This is a genomic window from Pseudomonas arsenicoxydans (assembly GCF_900103875.1).
GTDB lineage: Bacteria > Pseudomonadota > Gammaproteobacteria > Pseudomonadales > Pseudomonadaceae > Aquipseudomonas > Aquipseudomonas arsenicoxydans.
Map to the genome: position 1 here is coordinate 3546321 of NZ_LT629705.1, position 20229 is coordinate 3566549.

General features: G+C 59.5%; 17 protein-coding genes. 11 read left to right on the top strand and 6 right to left on the bottom strand.

Annotation, left to right across the window (positions count from 1 at the left end; translation table 11 throughout):
* From BLQ41_RS16655 to BLQ41_RS16685, 7 genes are all read left to right on the top strand, one after another.
* Positions 1-1842: an ABC transporter ATP-binding protein gene (locus tag BLQ41_RS16655; protein ID WP_090182503.1), complete on the top strand. Its 1842-nt coding sequence runs from the start codon at positions 1-3 to the stop codon at positions 1840-1842.
* Positions 1839-2147 carry a (2Fe-2S)-binding protein gene (locus BLQ41_RS16660; protein WP_090182505.1) on the top strand — a complete coding sequence of 103 codons (309 nt, stop codon included), beginning with the start codon at positions 1839-1841 and terminating at the stop codon, positions 2145-2147. Before BLQ41_RS16655 ends, BLQ41_RS16660 begins: the two co-directional genes overlap by 4 nt.
* On the top strand, positions 2129-3505 hold the full coding sequence (locus BLQ41_RS16665) for an FAD/NAD(P)-dependent oxidoreductase (RefSeq protein ID WP_090182506.1): 1377 nt from the start codon (positions 2129-2131) through the stop codon (positions 3503-3505). The genes BLQ41_RS16660 and BLQ41_RS16665 overlap by 19 nt, the downstream gene beginning before the upstream one ends.
* Entirely contained in the window at positions 3502-4656 is a 1155-nt protein-coding gene (locus tag BLQ41_RS16670; RefSeq protein ID WP_090182508.1) for an NAD(P)/FAD-dependent oxidoreductase, read from the top strand. The genes BLQ41_RS16665 and BLQ41_RS16670 overlap by 4 nt, the downstream gene beginning before the upstream one ends.
* Positions 4653-5810, top strand: coding sequence for an acetylornithine deacetylase (gene argE / locus BLQ41_RS16675; RefSeq protein WP_090182509.1), 1158 nt, complete (start codon positions 4653-4655; stop codon positions 5808-5810). The genes BLQ41_RS16670 and argE overlap by 4 nt, the downstream gene beginning before the upstream one ends.
* Positions 5811-6097: 287 nt before the next feature.
* On the top strand, positions 6098-7555 hold the full coding sequence (locus BLQ41_RS16680) for an NAD-dependent succinate-semialdehyde dehydrogenase (RefSeq protein ID WP_090182512.1): 1458 nt from the start codon (positions 6098-6100) through the stop codon (positions 7553-7555).
* 41 nt (positions 7556-7596) lie between these two features.
* On the top strand, positions 7597-8676 hold the full coding sequence (locus BLQ41_RS16685) for a tartrate dehydrogenase (RefSeq protein ID WP_090182513.1): 1080 nt from the start codon (positions 7597-7599) through the stop codon (positions 8674-8676).
* Between the two features lie 273 nt (positions 8677-8949).
* On the opposite strand, the gene BLQ41_RS16690 is transcribed toward BLQ41_RS16685, so the two are convergent.
* From BLQ41_RS16690 to BLQ41_RS16710, 5 genes are all read right to left on the bottom strand, one after another.
* A complete protein-coding gene (locus BLQ41_RS16690; RefSeq protein WP_090182515.1) occupies positions 8950-10437 on the bottom strand; it encodes an aldehyde dehydrogenase family protein in 1488 nt (495 codons plus the stop codon).
* Positions 10438-10703: 266 nt separating this feature from the next.
* Positions 10704-11561, bottom strand: a complete 858-nt coding sequence (locus BLQ41_RS16695; protein ID WP_090182516.1) for a GNAT family N-acetyltransferase — start codon at positions 11559-11561, stop codon at positions 10704-10706.
* 59 nt (positions 11562-11620) lie between these two features.
* Positions 11621-12805 (bottom strand): NAD(P)/FAD-dependent oxidoreductase, encoded by a 1185-nt coding sequence (locus BLQ41_RS16700; protein ID WP_090182518.1) that lies wholly within the window; start codon positions 12803-12805, stop codon positions 11621-11623.
* 141 nt (positions 12806-12946) lie between these two features.
* The gene (locus BLQ41_RS16705) at positions 12947-13366 is read right to left on the bottom strand and encodes a RidA family protein (RefSeq protein WP_090182520.1); all 420 of its coding nucleotides are present in this window, start codon (positions 13364-13366) and stop codon (positions 12947-12949) included.
* The gene (locus BLQ41_RS16710; protein WP_090182521.1) at positions 13356-14492 is read right to left on the bottom strand and encodes a DSD1 family PLP-dependent enzyme; all 1137 of its coding nucleotides are present in this window, start codon (positions 14490-14492) and stop codon (positions 13356-13358) included. Before BLQ41_RS16710 ends, BLQ41_RS16705 begins: the two co-directional genes overlap by 11 nt.
* A 95-nt stretch (positions 14493-14587) precedes the next feature.
* Between BLQ41_RS16710 and BLQ41_RS16715 the strand changes: the two genes are divergently transcribed.
* Entirely contained in the window at positions 14588-15472 is an 885-nt protein-coding gene (locus tag BLQ41_RS16715) for a LysR family transcriptional regulator (RefSeq protein ID WP_090182523.1), read from the top strand.
* A 155-nt stretch (positions 15473-15627) separates the two neighbouring features.
* On the opposite strand, the gene BLQ41_RS16720 is transcribed toward BLQ41_RS16715, so the two are convergent.
* A complete protein-coding gene (locus BLQ41_RS16720; protein WP_090182525.1) occupies positions 15628-16554 on the bottom strand; it encodes a 2-hydroxyacid dehydrogenase in 927 nt (308 codons plus the stop codon).
* A gap of 273 nt (positions 16555-16827) precedes the next feature.
* Here BLQ41_RS16720 and gabT point away from each other — a divergent pair, with 273 nt between their 5' ends.
* The 3 genes from gabT (at position 16828) to BLQ41_RS16735 (ending at position 19406) form a co-directional block, all read left to right on the top strand.
* Entirely contained in the window at positions 16828-18120 is a 1293-nt protein-coding gene (gene gabT, locus BLQ41_RS16725; RefSeq protein ID WP_090182526.1) for a 4-aminobutyrate--2-oxoglutarate transaminase, read from the top strand.
* A gap of 95 nt (positions 18121-18215) precedes the next feature.
* The gene (locus tag BLQ41_RS16730; protein ID WP_090182527.1) at positions 18216-18872 is read left to right on the top strand and encodes a 2-haloalkanoic acid dehalogenase; all 657 of its coding nucleotides are present in this window, start codon (positions 18216-18218) and stop codon (positions 18870-18872) included.
* Positions 18873-18917: 45 nt separating this feature from the next.
* Positions 18918-19406 carry an Lrp/AsnC family transcriptional regulator gene (locus tag BLQ41_RS16735; RefSeq protein ID WP_090182530.1) on the top strand — a complete coding sequence of 163 codons (489 nt, stop codon included), beginning with the start codon at positions 18918-18920 and terminating at the stop codon, positions 19404-19406.
* Positions 19407-20229 lie beyond the last annotated feature (823 nt).

The window sequence follows — 20229 nt, forward strand, 5'->3', positions numbered from 1 at the left end:
ATGAGTGAATTGATTCGAGTCGAAGACCTGCGTGTGGTCGCCTGTGGCGAGCGTGGCGAAACGGAAATCGTCAAAGGCGTGAGCTTCGCCCTGGAAAAAGGTGAAGTGCTGGCGTTGATTGGCGAGTCTGGCTCCGGCAAGACCACTATCGCCCTGGCGCTGCTGGGCTATGCAAGACGTGGCTGCAGGTTGTCCGGCGGCGTGGTGCAGGTCGGCGAGCACAACATGCTCGCACTCAGCGAAAAAGAATTGCAGGGACTGCGCGGAAACCGAGTGTCGTACATCGCGCAAAGCGCGGCGGCAGCGTTCAACCCGGCGAAGAAGTTGATCGATCAAGTGGTGGAGGGCGCGTTGATTCATGGCCTGGGCACTCGGGCGGTGCTTGAAGCCAAAGCCATCCAATTGTTCCGCGACCTGGCGCTGCCTGACCCGGACAACATCGGCCAACGCTACCCGCACCAGGTGTCTGGCGGGCAACTGCAAAGGGTGATGGCGGCCATGGCGTTGATCAGCGATCCGTTGCTGGTGGTGCTCGACGAACCGACCACTGCCCTCGATGTCACCACCCAGATCGATGTGCTGCGAGCCTTCAAACGTGTAGTGCGTGAACGCGGGGCGACGGCGGTCTATGTTTCCCACGACCTGGCGGTGGTGGCGCAGATGGCTGATCAGATCGTCGTGCTCAACGGCGGCCAGATCTTCGAACAGAGCGCCACCGCGCCGTTGCTCAAAGGCCCTGCCCATGAATACACCCGCAGTCTGCTGGCGGCGGCGCGGCCGGATACGACGATTCGCCCGCCCTGCGATATGGCGCAAGACACGCCATTGCTGACCATAAAGGGCCTGACCGCCGGTTACGGCAACAAGGACATGCACGGCATGCCGGCGATCCGCGTGCTGGAAGACATCGACTTGACTGTGCGCCGGGGCCAGGCCATCGGCGTGATCGGTGAGTCGGGGTCCGGCAAATCGACCCTGGCGCGGGTAGTGGCGGGGTTGCTGACACCGGCCCTCGGTGGGCTGACTTTCGATGGTCAGCCACTGGGCGGCAGCCTGTCCGAGCGCACCGACGAACAGTTCCGTCGCATCCAAATGGTCTTTCAAAACGCCGACACCGCGCTCAACCCGATGCACAGTGTTAGCACCATTCTGAGCCGGCCGCTGAAGATGTATTTCGGCCTTAAGGGCGCGGCGTTGCGTGAGCGTATCGGCGAGTTGCTGGACCTGGTGCGCTTGCCCCGAACCCTGGCCGAACGGCGCCCGAATGAACTGTCTGGCGGTCAAAAGCAACGGGTCAACCTGGCCCGGGCACTGGCGGCAAAACCTGATCTGATCCTCTGTGACGAGGTGACCTCGGCGCTGGATACCGTGGTCGGAGCAGCAATTCTTGAACTGCTGCGCGACCTGCGTCAGGAGCTGGGGGTTTCCTATCTGTTCATCAGCCACGACATCTCCACGGTGCGGGCGCTATGCGATGACATTGTGGTGATGTACAGCGGCCACAAAGTCCAGGCCGGCACTCGCCAGTCATTCGCCCAGGCACCCTTCCATCCGTATACAGACCTGTTGATCCATTCGGTGCCGGAACTGCGTCAAGGCTGGTTGGAAACCTGCAGCACAACCTGCGGCACGCTGCCGCCGATTGGCGCCAAGGCCAATGTGCCGGAGTTGTGCACCTTTCTCAGCCGCTGTCCGGTGCGGGTCGATGGCTTGTGCAATAGCACGGCACCGAACCGCCGGACCATTGATGGCGGTAGTGAAATCCTTTGCCACCATGACAGCGCCGAGTTGCTGAAAACCCAGCTGGATTTAATCACCATGACCCAGGGAGCCTATGCATGAAGGGGCGTTTTGTGAGGCTGGCCGAGCAGGGCCGGCCAACCATCAGTTTGAAGGTGGACGGCGCACCCATCGAGGCGTTGCAGGGCGACACCCTGATGGTGGCATTGCTGACCCAGAGCAACGCGTTGCGCCAATCGGAGTTCGATTCCGGCCGGCGCGCGGGTTTCTGTTTGATGGGCGCTTGCCAGGATTGCTGGGTCTGGACCCGCAGTGGCGAGCGTCTGCGTGCTTGCTCCAATGAAGTCCGTGAAGGGCTGGACATCGTCACTACACAACCGGAGGCGACATGGCCACTGCACGGATAGTCATCGTTGGTGCCGGGCCGGCGGGTATTCGCTGTGCCGAGACCTTGTTGGCAGCGGGCTTCAAGCCGATCCTGATCGATGAGAATCGCCGCGATGGTGGACAGATCTATCGTCGACAGCCCGAAGGTTTCACCAGGGATTACGCCACGCTGTACGGCACAGAAGCCGCCAAGGCTCGGGACCTGCACGAAAGTTTTGATCACCTGCGCGAACGGATCGACTACCGCCCGGACACATTGGTGTGGAATCTGACACCGAGGCAGTTGTGCTGCGTCAGCCAGGGTAAACACTCGACGGTGGATTACGATGCGCTGATCCTCTGTACCGGTGCCACCGACCGCCTGATGCCGATTGAAGGTTGGCAATTGGCGGGCACCTACAGCCTCGGCGGGGCGCAGATTGCGCTCAAGTCCCAGGCAGTTTCCATTGGCCGCAGCGTGGTGTTCATGGGCAGCGGACCGTTGCTGTATCTGGTCGCCAGTCAGTACGTCAAGGCGGGTGCGAAAGTGGCGGCGGTGCTCGACACGTCACCGCTGAGCAAACGTATCGGTGCCTTGTCGAAACTGCTGGCGCGTCCAGGATTACTGTTCACCGGGATGAAACTGTTGGCGCAGCTATATCGGGCGAAGATTCCGGTGCACCTCGGCATCAAGCCGCTACAAGTGCTGGGCGATGCGGCCAGTGGTGTCAGTGGTGTGCGGGTGCTGACCGCACGCGGCGAGACGTTGAGTGTGGATTGTGATGCGTTGGCGCTGGGTTATCACTTGCGCCCGGAAACCCAACTGGCCGACCTGGCCGGTTGCCGTATGCGCTTCGATGAAGCGTCCGGCCAATGGTGGCTGGCGGTTGATGAGGAGGGTCGAACGTCGGTCAGCGGTGTGTATGCCGCGGGTGATGGTTCGAAGATTCGAGGTGCGGACGCCGCTGAGCACGCCGGACGCCTGGTGGCCATGGCGTTGCTGGAAGACCTGCACCAACCGGTGAACGCCGGTTTACGCGATGAACAACGCCATGCCTTGGCGGTGATGGACCAGTTCCGCCTCGGTTTGGCCCAGGCGTTTCCCTGGCCAGCCGAACATGCCAAAGCCTTGCCGGACACCGCCATCGTTTGCCGTTGCGAGATGATCAGTGTTGGTGAGCTGCGCCGTACAGTCAGCGAGAAGGGCGCCTGCGAAGTCAATCGGGCCAAGGCATTCAGTCGGGTCGGCATGGGCCGTTGCCAGGGCCGTTATTGCTCCCAGGCCGGGGCGGAAGTGATCGCTGCAGCGGCAGGTGTCAGCGTGCAACAGGTTGGACGCCAACGCAGCCAGGCGCCGGTCAAACCCCTTTCGATGCTCACCGAGGAGGTGTCGCCATGACCGTACACAAAGCCGATGTCGTTATCGTCGGCGGAGGCCTGATGGGCTCGGCGGCAGCGTTTTTCCTGCGCCAGCGCGGGCAATCGGTCATCCTGCTGGAGCGCGACCAGATTGGTCAGTACGCCAGCGGCGTGAACTTCGGCAATGTCCGGCGTCAGGGGCGGTATCTGGGCCAATTGGAATTGGCCAACCGTTCCTGGGCGCTGTGGAAACGCTTGCCGGAATTGATCGACGATGACCTTGAGTTCATCGCTAGCGGCCACATGCGTGTGTGTTATCGCGAAGATGAAATCGCCGAGCTGCAGGCCTATGCCGCAGCGCCTGAGGCGGCGCAACTGGATCTGAGGATTTATCGCGGTGCCGAGTTGCATCGGCGTTTTCCATTCCTCGGGCCGGATGTGAAGGGTGGCTCCTATGCGCCCCACGACGGTCACGCCAATCCGCGTCTGGCAGCCCCGGCGTTTGCCCGGGCGGCACGGCGTCTCGGCGCGCAGATCGAGGAGCAGACTGAAGTGGCCGAGGTGCAAAAGGTCGGTGGCGAGTTCAGCGTCACCACCACTGACGGTCGCCAGTTCAGCGCCGCACAACTCTTGATTACCGCCGGGGCCTGGGGGCAGAAGCTGTCACTGCAATTCGGCGAACCGGTGCCGCTGGACACCCACGGCCCGCAAATGGCCGTGACCGAACCGGTGCCTTACGCCTTGCCAACAGTGATCGGCGTGTACACCAAGATTCCCGAGGAAGTGATTTACTTCCGCCAGATCCCTCGCGGCAACATTGTCATCGGTGGCGGCTATCGCAGTAAACCGGACATGCTCAATCGCCGGGCCTACGTGGAGCCGCGCAGCATCCTCAACCAGATCAATCAAATGCGCCGCCTGCTGCCGGGTGTCGGTAACCTGAACATCATCCGGGTCTGGAGTGGCATCGAAGGCTACCTGCCGGATTCCCTGCCGGTGATGGGCCCGAGTGGCACCGTCGACGGCTTGTTCTACGCGTTCGGTTTCTGCGGTCACGGCTTCCAGCTCGGCCCGGGCGTCGGCGATGTGATGGCCGAACTGATCAGCACCGGCAGCACCAGCACTTCGATTGAGCCGTTCTCCATCCGCCGGTTCGCCCTTTCAGCCGAGCAACGGAGCATGGCCTCATGAAACCCCGCGTACTGGATATCCTCAAACGCTTGATGGCCTTCGACACCGTGTCGTCGGAGTCGAACATGGCCCTGATCGACTACGTGCGCGACCTGCTGCTGACCAAGGGCATCGAGTCGCTGATCGTCAAGGACGAGACCGGTAAAAAAGCCAATCTGTTCGCCAGCACCGGCCCGCGAGAGCTGCCAGGAATTCTGCTGTCCGGGCATACCGACGTGGTGCCGGCGGCGGGGCAGGCGTGGACCTTTCCGGCGTTTCAGGCGACGGTGCTGGACGGCAAAATTTACGGTCGCGGCAGTTGCGACATGAAAGGCTTCATCGCCTTGGCCATCGACGCGATGCTCGACGCCGCCGACCATTCCCTGAGCCGGCCGCTGCAACTGGCGCTGTCCCATGATGAAGAGATCGGTTGTGTCGGCGTGCGACGGTTGCTGGACGTGTTGCACCTGGCACCGGTGCGGCCGTTTCTGTGCATGATCGGTGAACCGACCAACATGCAATTCGTGCTCGGGCACAAGGGCAAGGGCTCCTACCGCACCTACTGTCGAGGCCTGGAAGCGCATTCTTCCCTGGCACCGCGCTCGGTCAATGCTATTCACGTGGCGTGCGATTTCATCACGGCACTGCGCCAAAGTCAGCTCCAACTGCAAGAGCAGGGCGCCCAGGATGCGGACTACGACGTGCCCTACAGCACCGTGCATGTCGGACAAATTGTCGGCGGCAAAGCTCTGAACATCGTGCCGAACCTGTGCACCCTGGATTTCGAAGTGCGCAACTTGCCGGCCGACGATCTGGATCAGTTTCTGGAACAGATGCGAGAGCGTGCAGAGGTGATCGTTCGTGAGGCCAAGCGCCTGTCCAGTGTTGCGGACATCGAGATCGAAACCCTGAACGTCTACCCCGGCCTCGACACCCACCCGAGCGTCGAAGCGGTGCGCTTTCTGAAGAGCTTCGCCGCGCCGGATACCGGTACATCCAAGGTTTCGTTTGGTACCGAAGGCGGGTTGTTCAAGCAACGTCTGGATGTGCCAGTGGTGGTTTGCGGGCCGGGGTCGATTGAACAGGCGCACAAGCCGGACGAGTTTATAGAGATCAGCCAGATGGAGGCTGGGGAACGGTTTCTTGAAGGGTTGCTCGGTTCCCTGAAATTGTAGGACGGTGGTGTTGATAGGTTCTAGGGCAAACAGAGGTCAAGTATGGGAGCGAGCTTGCTCGCGATTGCGGACTATCAGTCAACATCAATGTTGAATGTCGGGCCCTCATCGCGAACAAGCTCGCTCCCACAGGGTTTTGCGTTTGTCTGACAGGCCTTATATCCCCTCGGTAGAGCCTGCCGTCCCACTGCAAATTTCAGCATCCGACACTGCTGTCCCCGCGCTTTCAGCATCCTCATCCGAAGCACCACCCTAGACTGGAACGTGTCTCGGATCAGGACTCGACCATGCTCAAGAATCATTTGAAAGACCCCAGCCTTTTGGCAGAACTCGCGTATGTGGACGGGCAGTGGATCGGCGCCGACAACGACGCGACCCTGGACGTCATCGACCCGGCCAGCGGTCTGTTGCTGGCTCGCGTGCCGGCCATGCAAGGCGCGGAAACCCGTTGTGCCATCGAAGCCGCCGAAAAAGCCTGGCCCGCCTGGCGCGCACGACCGGCAGCAGAACGTGCGGCGCTGTTGGAGCGCTGGTATCAAGCCATGATCGACAACCTCGATGACCTGGCGCTGATCATGACCTGCGAACAGGGTAAACCGCTGAACGAGGCCAAAGGCGAAATCCGCTACGGTGCCGGTTTCGTCAAATGGTTCGCCGAAGAGGCCCGGCGGGTCTACGGCGAAACCATGCCGGCCCCCAGCAGTGACCGCCGACTGCTGACACTCAAGCAACCGGTTGGAGTTTGCGCAGCGATCACCCCGTGGAACTTCCCCAACGCGATGATCACCCGCAAATGCGCACCTGCCTTGGCGGCCGGCTGCCCAATCATCGTCAAACCCTCGGACCTGACGCCGTTATCGGCCCTGGCCCTGGCGGTATTAGCCGAGCGTGTTGGCATTCCGGCCGGGGTGTTCAACGTGTTGACCGGCATGCCCGCCGGGATCGGTGAGGAGCTGACCGGCAACCCGGCGGTACGGAAGATTTCCTTTACTGGCTCGACCGCTGTCGGTCGGCTGCTGATGCGCCAGAGCGCCGAGCACATCAAACGATTGAGCCTGGAGCTGGGCGGCAATGCGCCATTCATTGTGTTCGACGACGCTGACCTTGAGCAGGCTGTGGCCGGGATCATGCTCAGCAAGTTTCGCAACGCAGGCCAGACCTGTGTCTGCGCCAACCGGATTCTGGTGCAGGACGGCATCTACGAGCGCTTCGCTCAACGTCTGGTGGAGGAGGTGGGCAAACTCAAGGTCGGCAATGGTCTGGACGCCGATGTCACCATCGGGCCGCTGATCAACCCGGCTGCCGTGAGCAAGGTCGCCCGACACATCGACGATGCCTTGAGCCAGGGCGCGCGGTTGCTCTGCGGCGGTATTCCTGAGGGCGACAGTCAGTTCGTGCAGCCCACGGTTCTGGGCGATACCCACGCCGGCATGCTGTTGGCCAACGAAGAGACCTTCGGCCCGGTGGCGCCGCTGATGCGCTTTACCGACGAAGCCGAAGCGCTCGTCCTAGCCAATGCAACCCCTTACGGCCTGGGTGCCTACTTCTTCACCCAGGACCTGCGCCGTTCCTGGCGTTTCGGTGAGGCGCTGGAGTTCGGCATGGTCGGGCTCAACACGGGGATCATTTCCATGGAAGTCGCCCCGTTCGGCGGCATCAAGCAGTCAGGCCTGGGCCGTGAAGGCAGCAAGTACGGCCTGGACGAATACCTGGAAGTCAAAGCCTTCCATATCGGTGGGCTGTAACCCGACCCACGATGGCACAGACATTTTGCGAGGCATGATTGATGAGCAAGACATTCAAAATCGCCGCGATTGCCGGCGATGGCATCGGCAAGGAAGTGCTGCCGGAAGGGTTGCGGGTACTGGAGCAGGCCGCGAAGAAATGGCAGCTGGATTTGAGCATCGAAGTGCTCGACTGGGCACACTGCGATTACTACCTGGAACACGGGCAGATGATGCCCGATGACTGGTTTGAACAGCTCAAGGGTTTCGATGCGATCTACTTCGGCGCCGTGGGTTGGCCGGACAAGGTGCCGGACCACATTTCGTTGTGGGGTTCGCTGCTGAAGTTTCGCCGCGACTTCGACCAGTACGTGAACATTCGCCCGGTGCGGCTGTTTCCTGGCGTGCCGTGCCCACTGGCCGGACGCAAACCGGGGGACATCGATTTCGTGGTGATCCGCGAGAACACCGAGGGTGAATATTCCTCGGTCGGCGGCAAAATGTTCGAAGGCACCGACCATGAGTTCGTGCTGCAGGAATCGGTGTTCACCCGCCGTGGAGTCGACCGGATTCTCAAATACGCCTTTGACCTCGCACAGACCCGACCCCGCAAGCGCCTGACGGCGGCGACCAAGTCCAACGGGATCTCGATCAGCATGCCGTATTGGGATGAGCGCACCGCATTGATGGCTGAACAGTACCCGGACATCACCTGGGACAAACAGCACATCGACATTCTGTGCGCGCGTTTCGTGCTGCAACCGGACCGTTTTGATGTGGTGGTGGCGTCGAATCTGTTCGGCGACATTCTTTCCGATCTCGGGCCGGCCTGCGCCGGGACCATCGGTATCGCGCCGTCGGCCAACCTCGATCCCGAGCGGCGCTTTCCGTCGTTGTTCGAGCCGGTGCATGGCTCGGCGCCGGACATATACGGGCAGAACATCGCCAACCCGATTGCGATGATCTGGTCCGGGGCGTTGATGCTGGATTTCCTGGGCAATGGTGATGAGCGTTATCGCGCGGCGCATGACGGCATTCTCAAGGCCATCGAGCGGGTTATCGCCGAGGGCCCGATTACCCCCGACCTGGGAGGGCAGGGCTCGACCCAGGATGTCGGTATGGCAATCGTTGCAGCGCTTTGAACTGAGGTGACAACAGATCGGCTTGGAAGCCCTCTTCATTTCTGGTGCTTCACGCTTTTAGCCCGCCCACACTGCGGGCTTTTTTTATCACGTCCAATATATGAGCCTCGTTTTCGCTCAAAATACTGAGCCGCAGAGTTCCACGGAATTCTGTAAGTGAGTGAAACCAGGAGCTGGCGGGAACTACTGAAATGCAGGCGAGTGAGGTAATAACCTCACAGCCTGACACCCAGATTATTGGTGAGCCGCAATACCGGCAGCGACAAGCGTGTTCTATGCGCGCGAAGGGAGACCTGGAGCTTCGCCAAATCCGATGATTGCTTTGGTTTCCAGGTACTCTTCAAACCCGTAGACACCATACTCACGACCATTACCAGACCGCTTGTAGCCGCCGAACGGAGCCATTGGATTCCACGCGGGGTAATTCAGATGCACTTGTCCGGCTCGGATACGAGAGGCAACGGTACGTGCAAGATCAAGGTCCTGAGCCTGAACATGGGCACCCAGACCATATACCGTATCGTTTGCGATAGTGACCGCCTCATCGACCGTCTCATAGGGAATGATGCACAGCACTGGACCAAAAATTTCTTCTTGGGCGATCCGCATTCCGGAATCCACCTCGGAAAAAACAGTCGGTCGGGTGTAGAAGCCCTTTTCATAGCCCGGTACACGTCCTGGTCCGCCGCAAATGAGTTTTGCGCCCTCATCAAGGCCAGCCTCGATCATTGCTTGCACGCGATTGAACTGGGCTCCGTTGGCAATAGGCCCCAGCACCGTATCTTCCGACTGCGGGTCACCCACGATGATTGCATTGGCGGTTGCTGCAGCCAGAGATTCGACCTCGGCCAGCCTGTCCTTTGGGACGATCATTCTTGTCGGAGCGCTGCAGGACTGTCCGACGTTGCGAAACGCAGACATCACTCCCAGCGGGACCGCTTTGGCGAAGTCGGCATCGGGAAGCAGAAGATTCGGGGACTTGCCTCCCAGCTCTTGTGTGACGCGTTTCACCGTATGGGCGGCCGCCTGTGCAACCAGAGCGCCTGCGCGGTTTGAGCCGGTAATGGAAATCATGTCGATATCGGGATGCGCGGCCATGGCTGCGCCGACCTCGGGACCACTTCCGTTCACCAGATTGAAGACGCCAGGCGGGAGGCCTGCGTCGTGCACCAGTTGTGCAAAAAGAAGGGCGCTCAGAGGCGACAGTTCGCTTGGTTTCAGGACTACTGTGCATCCGGCAGCAATAGCCGGAGCGACTTTCGCGGTGATTTGATAAAGCGGCCAGTTCCAAGGGGTGATGAGGCCGCAGACGCCTATTGGTTCGCGTTGGATCGCGGTGCCGTCTTCAACCGTTTGGAAACGATAGGTGGACAGCAGATCACGTGCGACCCGAACGTGTTCGGCCGCCAGAGGCACTTGCATCGCCCGTGCGAAACCGATGGCGGCGCCCATTTCGAGAGAGAGGGCCTGTGCAAGAGCCTCTTTGCGCTCAAGGATAAGTTCGTAGATCTTTCCAAGGATAAGCGCACGCGACTCTGTCGAGGAAGCAGACCAACCAGGAAACGCTGCACGTGCCGCGGCTACTGCCCGATCAACATCCTCGGCAGATCCACGCGCGACCTGCGCAATGACCTCTTCACTTGCCGGATTGACTACCGGCAAACTTGCCGGGACTGCAGGGGAAGACCAACGGCCGTTGATATAAAACTTGTGAGATGTTTCCGGATCAACGCTGTAGCTATTCGAAGATTGTGTTGTCATCCAACTAGCTCCTTGGAGCGGTAATAGGCACTGCGAACAGCATGGCCGGGGAGGTAGTGAGTCACCAGAGCATCGCCGTCGCGACCAGTACATCCTTATGCCCTGTTACCTCAATAAGCTAACAAAGCGGGCCAAGCAACATATGCCGTTATTCAAGTCGGCAAGGGATAATCTGCTGTATCTGCCTGGCTAACGTTGCATCAATGCAACTGAGCCGTTCACGTTGGTATTGCGTGCGATAAAACCCTTGCTGGTGGTCGTGATCGCTAGCCGATAGCTTGTGTAACCAGAGCAAACTGCTTGATTCCACCGCTTGATTGCGGGGGGACTCCGAGAACCATTCGCGGTGCTCTGTCGACGCATTGCAACCCCAGGCTCTCCAGCCAGTCGGCCAACCCGCAATCGGCCAGAATGTCGAAGCGAACAAAGGCACCAGGTATCAAACGCAGGAGGTGGGTAATCAAGTGTTGGGCCTGTTCCAGGTTTTGCGCGACAACCGGACCAATGATATGGCCACGACCAAAACGACGGAGCAGGGCAGTACCTTGTAGTTTTCCATCCACGTCAATGCCGATCACGTACTCAGCCATCGGGAGCAAATCGTTAAGTACCGTTGTGCGGTCCAGGCCGCTACCAGCATTAGCCAATTCAATCAGCTTCGGGTAATCGGCTGGGCCTAATGCGCGACAATACGAGCCCTTGATCAAAGGGATCAGCGCAGGTGTCTGTGGCACGCCTTGATGCTGCTGGATTCGCGCGAAGTCGACGAATCCCATGCTTTCATAAAGCGCAGCGCCTGACTCGGTGGCATTGAGAATTGGCGTGCGTGGAGCGGTGGCTTCCAGGCACAGGTTCATCAGTCGACGTCCGATCCCCTTTCCTTGGTGCTCGTCACTCACGATCACTAGGCCGATTGAGGAATAAGCGCCTTGATGGCAGGCGAATGCTACGCCGACCAACTGTCCGTTATGTTCCGTGACAAAGCCTTCGGACGTGCGCTGTACCATGGCCCAGTCTTCTTCTCGGTGAGGCCATTTCAGGTGCAAGGAGAGGGCGTGTGCCGCGGGCATGTCCGCCGCGGTTACAGTGCGGTACAGATAGGCAGAATCTGACGTTGCAGGCATAGAGCCTCCTTGAAAATGGCCAACTTGAGCGGGGCGATCAGGGAGTTGCGGTGTGCGGCTCATATAAGTTTGCCTGTGCTGAGGAGGCTTGTAGATAAAGGCATCGCAATCGCGGATGGGTTAGTAAATCGACGGATATCGAATGGACTGATCAAGGTGCTGGTACTGCCCGTGCTGATCAGTTCGGCCATCACGTCACCGACGCCCGGGCCAAGCTGGAAGCCATGGCCGCAGAAGCCGAAGGCGTAGAACAAACCGTCGACGGTGCCGCTGGGGCCGATGACCGGCAGGGAGTCCGGCGTATAGCTCTCGATACCGCTCCAGACCCGGATGATGTTCAGCTTTTCGGCCCCTGGCAGCAGGCGGCGCATTTGCCGCATCTGGTTGAGCAGGCTTTCCGGCTGGAAGTAGGCACGCCGGTTGAGCATGTCCGGTGTGCAGCGGTTGCCGCCGCCGATGATGATGTTGCCGCGGGGGATCTGGCGGAAGTAGATCACCTCTTCCTTGATTTTGGTAAACACGCCAATCACCGTCGGCAAGGCGTAGGGCACCGGCTCTGTCACCGACATTTGCGGACCATTGGGTTCCAGCGGCACCGGTTCGCCGAATTGCTCGGACAGCTTGGCGGCCCAGGCGCCCGCGGTGATCAACAGTTGCTGGGCGACGAACAGCTGACCATCGGTGGTCGTGACGTGGAATTCGTCATTGACCTTCTGCACCTCGACGACCTCGGTGCGCTCTTCGATCCTCGCGCCGAGGCGCCGGGCTGCCCGGGCAAACGCAGGCGCTGCCAGACGCGGGTTGGCGTGACCATCGTGAGGCGCGTAGGAACCGCCCTTGACCTCCGGGCCGAGGAACGGGAAGCGTGCGTGCAAAGCCTTGCCCGTGAGGATCTGCAAGTCCAGTTCACGGGCCTCCGGGGCCGCCGCATAGGCCTCCAGTTCAGCAATTTCATCTTCGCGATAACACACACGCATATGGCCGCTGGCGATGAACTCGAGGTCGTCGTCGATCAGCTCCGGCAGTCGTTTCCATAGCGCCCAGGAGCGGTTGGCCAGTTCCAGCTGCCCGAGGTACCGCCCCTGGCGTCGCACGTTGCCGAAGTTCACGCCACTGGCGTACTGACCGATCTGGTCACGCTCCAGCAGGGTGACTGAGTGCCCACGCTGGCGCAGGAAAAACGCCGACGTCGAGCCCATGATGCCGCCGCCGATAATCAGAACATCGCTTTTTTGCGGTTTCATAATGGTTCCTCGATGATCGTCATCGGTAAGGGTTTGACCGGGGCCTGCCCCCGTTGCCGACCGACCTGTTTCACACTGACGCCGGCCGCCGCGGCAATCACTTCGGCTCCGGCCTGAGAGCAATACCGGCCCTGGCAACCGTCATTGGTAGATTTCCTTTTGTTCACCGCGGGCCAGCGCTTCGATTTCGATCAAGTAACCATGATGCAAGACCGGAACAGGCACCACGGCGCGTGCTGGTCGATGTTCACCCAGGTAACGGGCATAAATCCGATCAAAGGCGGGCCAGTGTTCTATCCCTACGACATAGACCGTGACCTTCAGGAGATCACTCGTGCTCCGGCCCGCTTCTTTGAGGATCGCCACGAGGTTGTCGAGGGCGATTGATGTTTGAACCTCAAACGGTTGGTCGGCACTGTGGTCGCCATTCGCGCGTACCGGCAGTTGCCCAGACACATATAAAACACCCTCGTGCGCTACCGCCTGGGAGTAATGTCCACCCGGAGCTGCTGCGTTAGCCGTTTGGATTAACTCGATCGAACCTGCTTGATTACCAGCCATGTAAGCGACTCCATGTGTGCACGACGCCCTCGGCGTCACAGGCGTGATAGTCCGGGAATTGCGCGCCTGTGGCACATGCATGGTTGGGCAGAATGCGCAGACGGCTGCCGATGGGGAAGCGCGCTACGATGTCGGTGCTCTCGGCCGCTCCAAGAGTGATGATGCCGTGTTCCTGGTTGGCGCCAGTGACCAGCGCGCCCTCGATCCAGTCGCCAGCTTCGGTACACACCTGTCCGTAGCCGAAGTCCTGTCGCTGGCGCTGCGTGCCTCGATCGCGACTCATGGCCATCCAGCCGGCATCGGTGATGATCCAGCCTTTATCTTGCTGGTGGCCGATCACGGTGGTCAGCACGCTCAGTGCCAACTCGTCTGTCTGGCAGACGCCGATGTTGTGCATCACCAGGTCGAAGAACACATAAACGCCTGCGCGTACTTCAGTGACGTCTTCCAGACTCAGTGCCGATAGTGCCGTGGGAGTGGAGCCGATGCTGACCTCCGGGCACACCAGCCCGGCTTCGCGGATTCTTTCGGCGGCGCTGACGCAGAGGAAGCGTTCTTGTTCGGCCAAAATCTGCAGCGCTTCAAGGCTGTCGAGTTCGTAGCTGGATCCTGCGTGGGTCATCACGCCTCGCAATTGCATGCCCCCCTCGGAAAGGACCCGTGCGACGTCTATGAGTGCGTTGTCTTCAACGGTCAGACCTGATCGATGGCCGTCGCAATCTATTTCGATCCAGACCTCGAATCGTTCGTCGTTCTGCTGTCCGAAGGAGGCGATGGCTTGAGCCCCAATGACGCTGTCGGTTAGCACGCTCAGTCTGCAGCCTTTGCGCCTGAGTGTCAGTGCCTGGGCCAATTTGCCAGGCGCTATTGCAACGGCATAAAAAATGTCGCTGATGCCTTCAGCGAAACAATGCTCAGCTTCTTTCAGGGTGGAAACTGTGACACCGCTTGCGCCAGCGGCTATCTGTGCCTTGATCACGGGGAGGCATTTGCTGGTTTTGATGTGCGGGCGCAAACGCACACCCAGGGTGTCCATGCGTTGCTGCATGCGCTGGATATTGCGCTGCATTCGCGAGACATCGACTATCGCGACGGGGGTATCGAGGGAGGCAATAGAGGCTGACATGACAGAACTCGGGTGGCTGGGTACGGGGGCCACTCTACTCAGCTGTCGTTAAGTTATGGTTCAATGGATAGTCATCAATCATTAAGTAAAATTGAATGATCTCCGTCGAAGACCTACGTCTGGCTGTAACGCTGGCGCGCTCCGAGTCTTTAAGCGCTGCTGCCAGAATTCTGAATGTCTCACCTCCGGCGTTGTCCATGCGTCTGCGTAAGCTGGAGACGCTGCTCGGTCTGACCCTGGCTAATCGCGATGCCCGGCGCCTGAGTCTCACCGCCGATGGCGAGCGTTTCTCCCGAGAAAGCGCGCTCTTGCTGGAACAGTTGGAGGCGCTTCCGGAATCCTTCAAGCAGCAGGACGAGCGGCTAGTTGGCACACTCAGGTTAGCGGCGCCGTTCGGCTATGGGCGACAACGCATTGCGCCGCTGCTGGCTCGTTTTGCCAGGTTGCACCCACAGCTGTGCCTGCACCTGGATTTGCGCGAAACGCCATGGCCTGATCGTCACGACAGCGATGCTGTGATTCACATCGGTCACCTCAATGACAGCCTGTGGATCGCCAAGCCTCTCACGCAAAACAACCGATGGTTATGCGCCAGTCCGGCCTATCTAGAGCATCACGGTGTGCCGTCGTCGCCGGACCAACTCACCGAGCATCGTTACATTTGCATTCGTGAAAATGATGAAGATGTCACGCTATGGCATATGCGTAAGGGGGCGGAGCGGAAAACGCTGCGCATCGAACCCATGTTGTTGAGCAACGACGGAAGCGTAGCTCGGCGTTGGGCCGAGCAAGGCTTGGGGTTGGTTTTACGATCGCAATGGGACGTAAGTGACGCTATTGCTAGCGGCGGCCTGGTACGGGTGATGGCGGATTGGCAATTCGACAGCGCTCCGATCAACCTGTTGGTCCCCTCACGCAAACTTCGCAGTCCGCGTGTACAGGCGTTAGTGGCATTTCTGGAAGCTGCGTTGAAAGCATGATCGGGGTGATCGCCGAGGTGCCAATCACGCCAGACGTGGGCGGGAAGGGCTCAACGCAGGAGGTGGGCAGAGCAATTGCCGAGCGACTTTGATCCACGCCGCTGATCCACTGTGGACTTGAGCATGCCTGCTCCCACAGTGGATTTGCGCTGTATTCAGTAACCCAGGGTGCGGTCGATCTCACCCACCATCTGCTCTCCACGTTGATGTCGCCGAATATTCTCCAGCAACACCCTGAACGCACTTTCCGGCTGGGTCATGGCCGCGATGTGCGGGGTCAGCAGAATCTTTGGATGGTGCCAGAATGGATGGTCCGCCGCCGCCGGCTCTTGCTGCAACACGTCGATGACCGCGCCACTGAGTTGCCCGGTGTCCAGGGCCGCCAGCAGATCACTTTCCACCAGATGCCCGCCACGGCCCATGTTGATCAGCGCCGCGCCATGGGGCAGTTGGCGAAACAGTTTGTCATCGAGAATGCCCTGGGTCTGTTCGGTCAGCGGCAGCACGCACAATAAAATGTCGCACTGGCTCAGGAACGCAGGCAGTTGCTCGTTGCCGGCATAGCAATCCACATCAGGAATCTGATGGACACTGCGGGCCCAACCTGACAATGCAAACCCCAGGGGGCGTAACGCCGCCAGAATCTGCTGGGCCTGGGTGCCGAGGCCCATGATCCCGATCCGACGCTTGTTGGCCGGTTGCAGCAAGTGCGCCTGCCAGCAGCGAGCCATTTGTTGCTGGCGATAACGGAGCATGTCCCGATGCAGGCTCAACACAGCGAAACAGGCGTACTCGCACATGCCGCGGGTGATGCCCGGATCCAGCAGGCGCACCAGCGGCAAGCTGACGGGCAAGCGGGCGAAGTCCAGTTGATCGACCCCGGCGGACAGGGCGAACAGCACTTTAAGATTGGGCAGCAACGCCTCAAAATCGTCGGGCGCCTGCCAGGCGGCCAGATACTCGATGTCCGTGGGGTCGCCGATGTCCGGCCAAGCGCGCCATTCGATATCCGGGGCGTGTTCGGCGAACAGCGCTTTCCACTGCTCGCCGCGTACAGGGTCAGCTTTGTAAAGCAGGGCCATGGGCATTTCCTGAAAGGGTGAAGGTGCTCTCCATCCTCGCGCAATGCCAGCGCAGGATATGTCGAAAGCACCGGGTTAAACGGGTTGCGCGAGGTTTTATTGGCGATGCTCCGGCAGATTCGGTGTGCTGAAGGAATCTGCCGTTTGGCAGGGTGAAAACAGTTGATCCGAATTTCTCAGGGGCCAAGTTCGGCGTAGATCGTTTCGCGCAAGGCTTAACCTGAACACCATCGCAACCACCTCCCGGTTGCCGGACTCACGATGGGATATGCCATGAATAGCAAAGTCGACGAAACCCCTCATTTGCTCCGTCAGCGCGATCAATTCGTGCCGCGTGGCCTGATTACCGCTCACCCATTGGTGATCGATCGCGCCCAAGGTGCCGAATTGTGGGATGTGGACGGCAAGCGCTACCTGGACTTCGTCGGCGGTATTGGCGTGCTAAACATCGGCCACAATCACCCAAAAGTGGTCGCGGCCGTGCAGGCACAATTGCAAAAGGTCTCCCACGCCTGTTTCCAGGTGGTTGCCTATAAGCCTTACCTCGATCTGGCCCAACGCCTTTGCGAAATGATAGGCGGTCAGGACCCATATAAAGCAGCGTTCTTCACCTCAGGCGCCGAAGCAGTGGAAAACGCGATCAAGATCGCCCGCGCCCACACCAATCGTTCGGCGGTGATTGCCTTCCGTGGTGGTTTCCACGGCCGGACCTTGCTTGGCACCACGCTGACCGGCATGAGCCAGCCTTATAAACAGAACTTCGGGCCGTTCGCACCAGAGGTGTTCCATACGCCGTATCCGAATGCCTATCGTGGTGTCACCAGCGAGATGGCGCTCAAGTCACTGGATGAATTGCTCGCGACGCAAGTGGCGCCGGAGCGGGTCGCTGCGATCATCATCGAACCGGTACAGGGCGACGGCGGGTTCCTCTCGGCGCCTGTCGAGTTCCTCCAAGGCTTGCGCACGCTGACGGAGAAACACGGCATCGTGCTGATCCTCGACGAGATCCAGACCGGTTTCGGTCGTACCGGCAAATGGTTCGGCTTTCAGCACGCCGGCATTCAGCCGGACCTGGTGACCGTCGCCAAGAGTCTGGCCGGCGGTTTGCCGCTGTCCGGCGTGGTCGGTAAAGCCGAGATCATGGACGCACCGCTGCCCGGTGGCCTGGGCGGCACCTACGGCGGCAACGCATTGTCCTGCGCGGCGGCACTGGCGGTCATCGATGCCTTTGAGGAAGAACAGTTGCTGGTGCGCGGCGAAGCGCTGGGCGAGCGTCTGCGCCAGGGACTGCTGCGCTTGCAAAGCCGTCACCCGCAAGTTGGCGATGTGCGAGGTACTGGCTTCATGCTGGCGATCGAACTGATCAAGAACGATACGGCCCGCACTCCGGATGCCGATCTAAATCAACAGCTGATCGATGAAGCCCGCAAGGGTGGCTTGCTGGTGATCAAGTGCGGCGTTTACCGCAACGTATTGCGCTTCCTCGCGCCGTTGGTGGCTACCCAGGCACAGGTCGATGAAGCCCTGCAGATTCTGGAAGCCGCCTTGGCACGGGTCTTGAACTAAGCTCCTGCCGGCTCCGGGCGCTGCTGCAAGGCATCGCCCGTGAGCGTTTATGGAGCATGGATTGATGGAATGCATCATTGGAGGCTTTGCACACGATGGGGCTGACTGAATATCGAGCACTGCTCATCAATTGCGATGAAGTCCTGGTCGATCGCGACTCGGGAGTCTGGGCAGCATTGCAACCCTTGCTCGACAGCCGGGGCGGACACCCGGACAAGGAACAGGTGCTGGCCGAATACAGCGAGGTGTTGCGCGCACTGTATCCGCGCTTCGGTGAGCTGGGTTTTAGTGGTCTGCTGTGTTTCGCCCATCGCCAGTTGGCTGAATGCTGGGGGCTCAAAGCCAGCTGGGAGGAGGGCATGAGCTTTGCCCGTTCGGTCGCCAATTGGTCGCTGTTCGAGGATGCGCCGGGGGCGATGCTGTACCTGCGCAAGTTCTATCGCCTGCTGGTGCAAGGCGATCGGGATGTTGAAGATCGAGCGCTGCTCTGTGAGCGGCTGGGGATTATGCCCGACGATTTCATTTCACTGGCCAGCGATCCGTTGCAGGATCAGGATTGGTTAAAAGCCAACGGACTTGAAGCCGGAGATATCCTGCAAGTGACGCGGCCTTTTGCCGGTCGGCGGTTGGTCGCCAATGTATGCCTGATCAGTCGTGCCCGTGAAAATAAGCCTTCCCCTTGCGCGGCGGATTACTGCATCAACAGCATGGCAGATCTGGTGGCTCAGCATCAGCTGTCTTTACGGCGCTGATTTTGCTAGAAGATTGTCCTACAAATGGCAGTCACGAGGTACGCAATGGAAGGTTTAGTGAAACTGGACCGGATCGACATCAGCATTTTGGTTGAGCTGCAAAAAGACGGCCGCATGACCAACGTCAGCCTGGCCGATGCTGTGGGATTGTCGGCCAGTCCCTGCCTGCAACGGGTCAAGAGACTGGAGTCGGCGGGGTATATTTCCAGCTACAAGGCGCACCTGAACCTGGCGAAGATCACTGACTCGGTCACGGTCTTCACCGAGATCACCTTGAGCGACCACAAGCGCGAAGACTTCGCCAAGTTCGAGTCCAACATCCGCCAGGTGGATGAAGTGCTTGAATGCCATTTGATCAGCGGTGGCTACGATTACCTGGTGCGCTTCATGACACGCAGCATTCAGCACTACCAGGAAGTCATCGAAAGCCTGCTGGACAAGAACATCGGCATTTCCAAGTACTTCAGTTACATCGTCATCAAATCACCCGTGCTCAAGGACGGCGTGCCACTGCGCAAATTGCTGCGTCACTGACAGACTTCATTCTCGATCCGTTATGAATAACCTATGGGAGTGAGGTTGCTCGCGTTGAGGGCATCACATTCAACATCCCCGTGAATGTTGCACCGCCATCGCGAGCAAACTCGCTCCCACAGTCGTTTTGATTTGCAGCAATGCACTGCGTTGGGGCGTTGAGCCTAGAGACCCCACTTGACGCGCCTCATCCTGGTGAAAACCGCATGAATATCTGTTTCGGAGTGATTCTGCCGGGTTGGGCCATCGGGCTGTGGTTTGGCAAGGACATGCACCGGCCGAGCTAATTTCCCGTCTGGGCAAATTCGACGCTGGCCTTGGCCGTCTTCTGCTGCACCACATTCAATACCCTTCCTGAACACCATCGAATCGCAGATTGAGAATGTCGGTGCGGGCGTTGCGTGGTGATCTGTGCCCGGTCGATTGCGTTCTGCAGCCAGGTCGGTGACTTATCCCGGATAGCTCTCAGGTCCTCAATCGCGTGTCGTTTGCGTTGTTTCTTCTCGGCCTGGTTGATAGTGCTGTATGCCGTGTTATCCGGGCAGAAGCGCTTGGCGCGCTAGTAGGAGATCATGGGCGAACCCTACAGTCTCCTTAGCGTGGAACGCGAGCTGCTTTTCATTGAAACCCATGAAGTGCTTTTCGACGAGTGACGTGTCTAGATCAATGGTTCTGAGACCTTTGGGGTTGTCACCTCAAGCATTGGCGACTACCCTGAAAATGTTTGAATTATTACGAATAATTTCGTAGTGGCCGCTTTCGGGTCACGCTACTTCAGGATGAGGAACGAAAAATGTTTTCACACGAAGGTCCCGCAATAGAG

Coding starts and splice junctions, on each gene's coding strand:
- BLQ41_RS16695 (WP_090182516.1), bottom strand. CDS start 11,561: ATGCCTGCAACGTCAGATTCTGCCTATCTGTACCGCACTGTAACCGCG.
- BLQ41_RS16700 (WP_090182518.1), bottom strand. CDS start 12,805: ATGAAACCGCAAAAAAGCGATGTTCTGATTATCGGCGGCGGCATCATG.
- BLQ41_RS16685 (WP_090182513.1), top strand. CDS start 7,597: ATGAGCAAGACATTCAAAATCGCCGCGATTGCCGGCGATGGCATCGGC.
- BLQ41_RS16665 (WP_090182506.1), top strand. CDS start 2,129: ATGGCCACTGCACGGATAGTCATCGTTGGTGCCGGGCCGGCGGGTATT.
- BLQ41_RS16720 (WP_090182525.1), bottom strand. CDS start 16,554: ATGGCCCTGCTTTACAAAGCTGACCCTGTACGCGGCGAGCAGTGGAAA.
- BLQ41_RS16730 (WP_090182527.1), top strand. CDS start 18,216: ATGGGGCTGACTGAATATCGAGCACTGCTCATCAATTGCGATGAAGTC.
- BLQ41_RS16705 (WP_090182520.1), bottom strand. CDS start 13,366: ATGGCTGGTAATCAAGCAGGTTCGATCGAGTTAATCCAAACGGCTAAC.
- BLQ41_RS16655 (WP_090182503.1), top strand. CDS start 1: ATGAGTGAATTGATTCGAGTCGAAGACCTGCGTGTGGTCGCCTGTGGC.
- BLQ41_RS16660 (WP_090182505.1), top strand. CDS start 1,839: ATGAAGGGGCGTTTTGTGAGGCTGGCCGAGCAGGGCCGGCCAACCATC.
- BLQ41_RS16715 (WP_090182523.1), top strand. CDS start 14,588: ATGATCTCCGTCGAAGACCTACGTCTGGCTGTAACGCTGGCGCGCTCC.
- BLQ41_RS16735 (WP_090182530.1), top strand. CDS start 18,918: ATGGAAGGTTTAGTGAAACTGGACCGGATCGACATCAGCATTTTGGTT.
- BLQ41_RS16710 (WP_090182521.1), bottom strand. CDS start 14,492: ATGTCAGCCTCTATTGCCTCCCTCGATACCCCCGTCGCGATAGTCGAT.
- BLQ41_RS16680 (WP_090182512.1), top strand. CDS start 6,098: ATGCTCAAGAATCATTTGAAAGACCCCAGCCTTTTGGCAGAACTCGCG.
- argE (WP_090182509.1), top strand. CDS start 4,653: ATGAAACCCCGCGTACTGGATATCCTCAAACGCTTGATGGCCTTCGAC.
- BLQ41_RS16670 (WP_090182508.1), top strand. CDS start 3,502: ATGACCGTACACAAAGCCGATGTCGTTATCGTCGGCGGAGGCCTGATG.
- BLQ41_RS16690 (WP_090182515.1), bottom strand. CDS start 10,437: ATGACAACACAATCTTCGAATAGCTACAGCGTTGATCCGGAAACATCT.
- gabT (WP_090182526.1), top strand. CDS start 16,828: ATGAATAGCAAAGTCGACGAAACCCCTCATTTGCTCCGTCAGCGCGAT.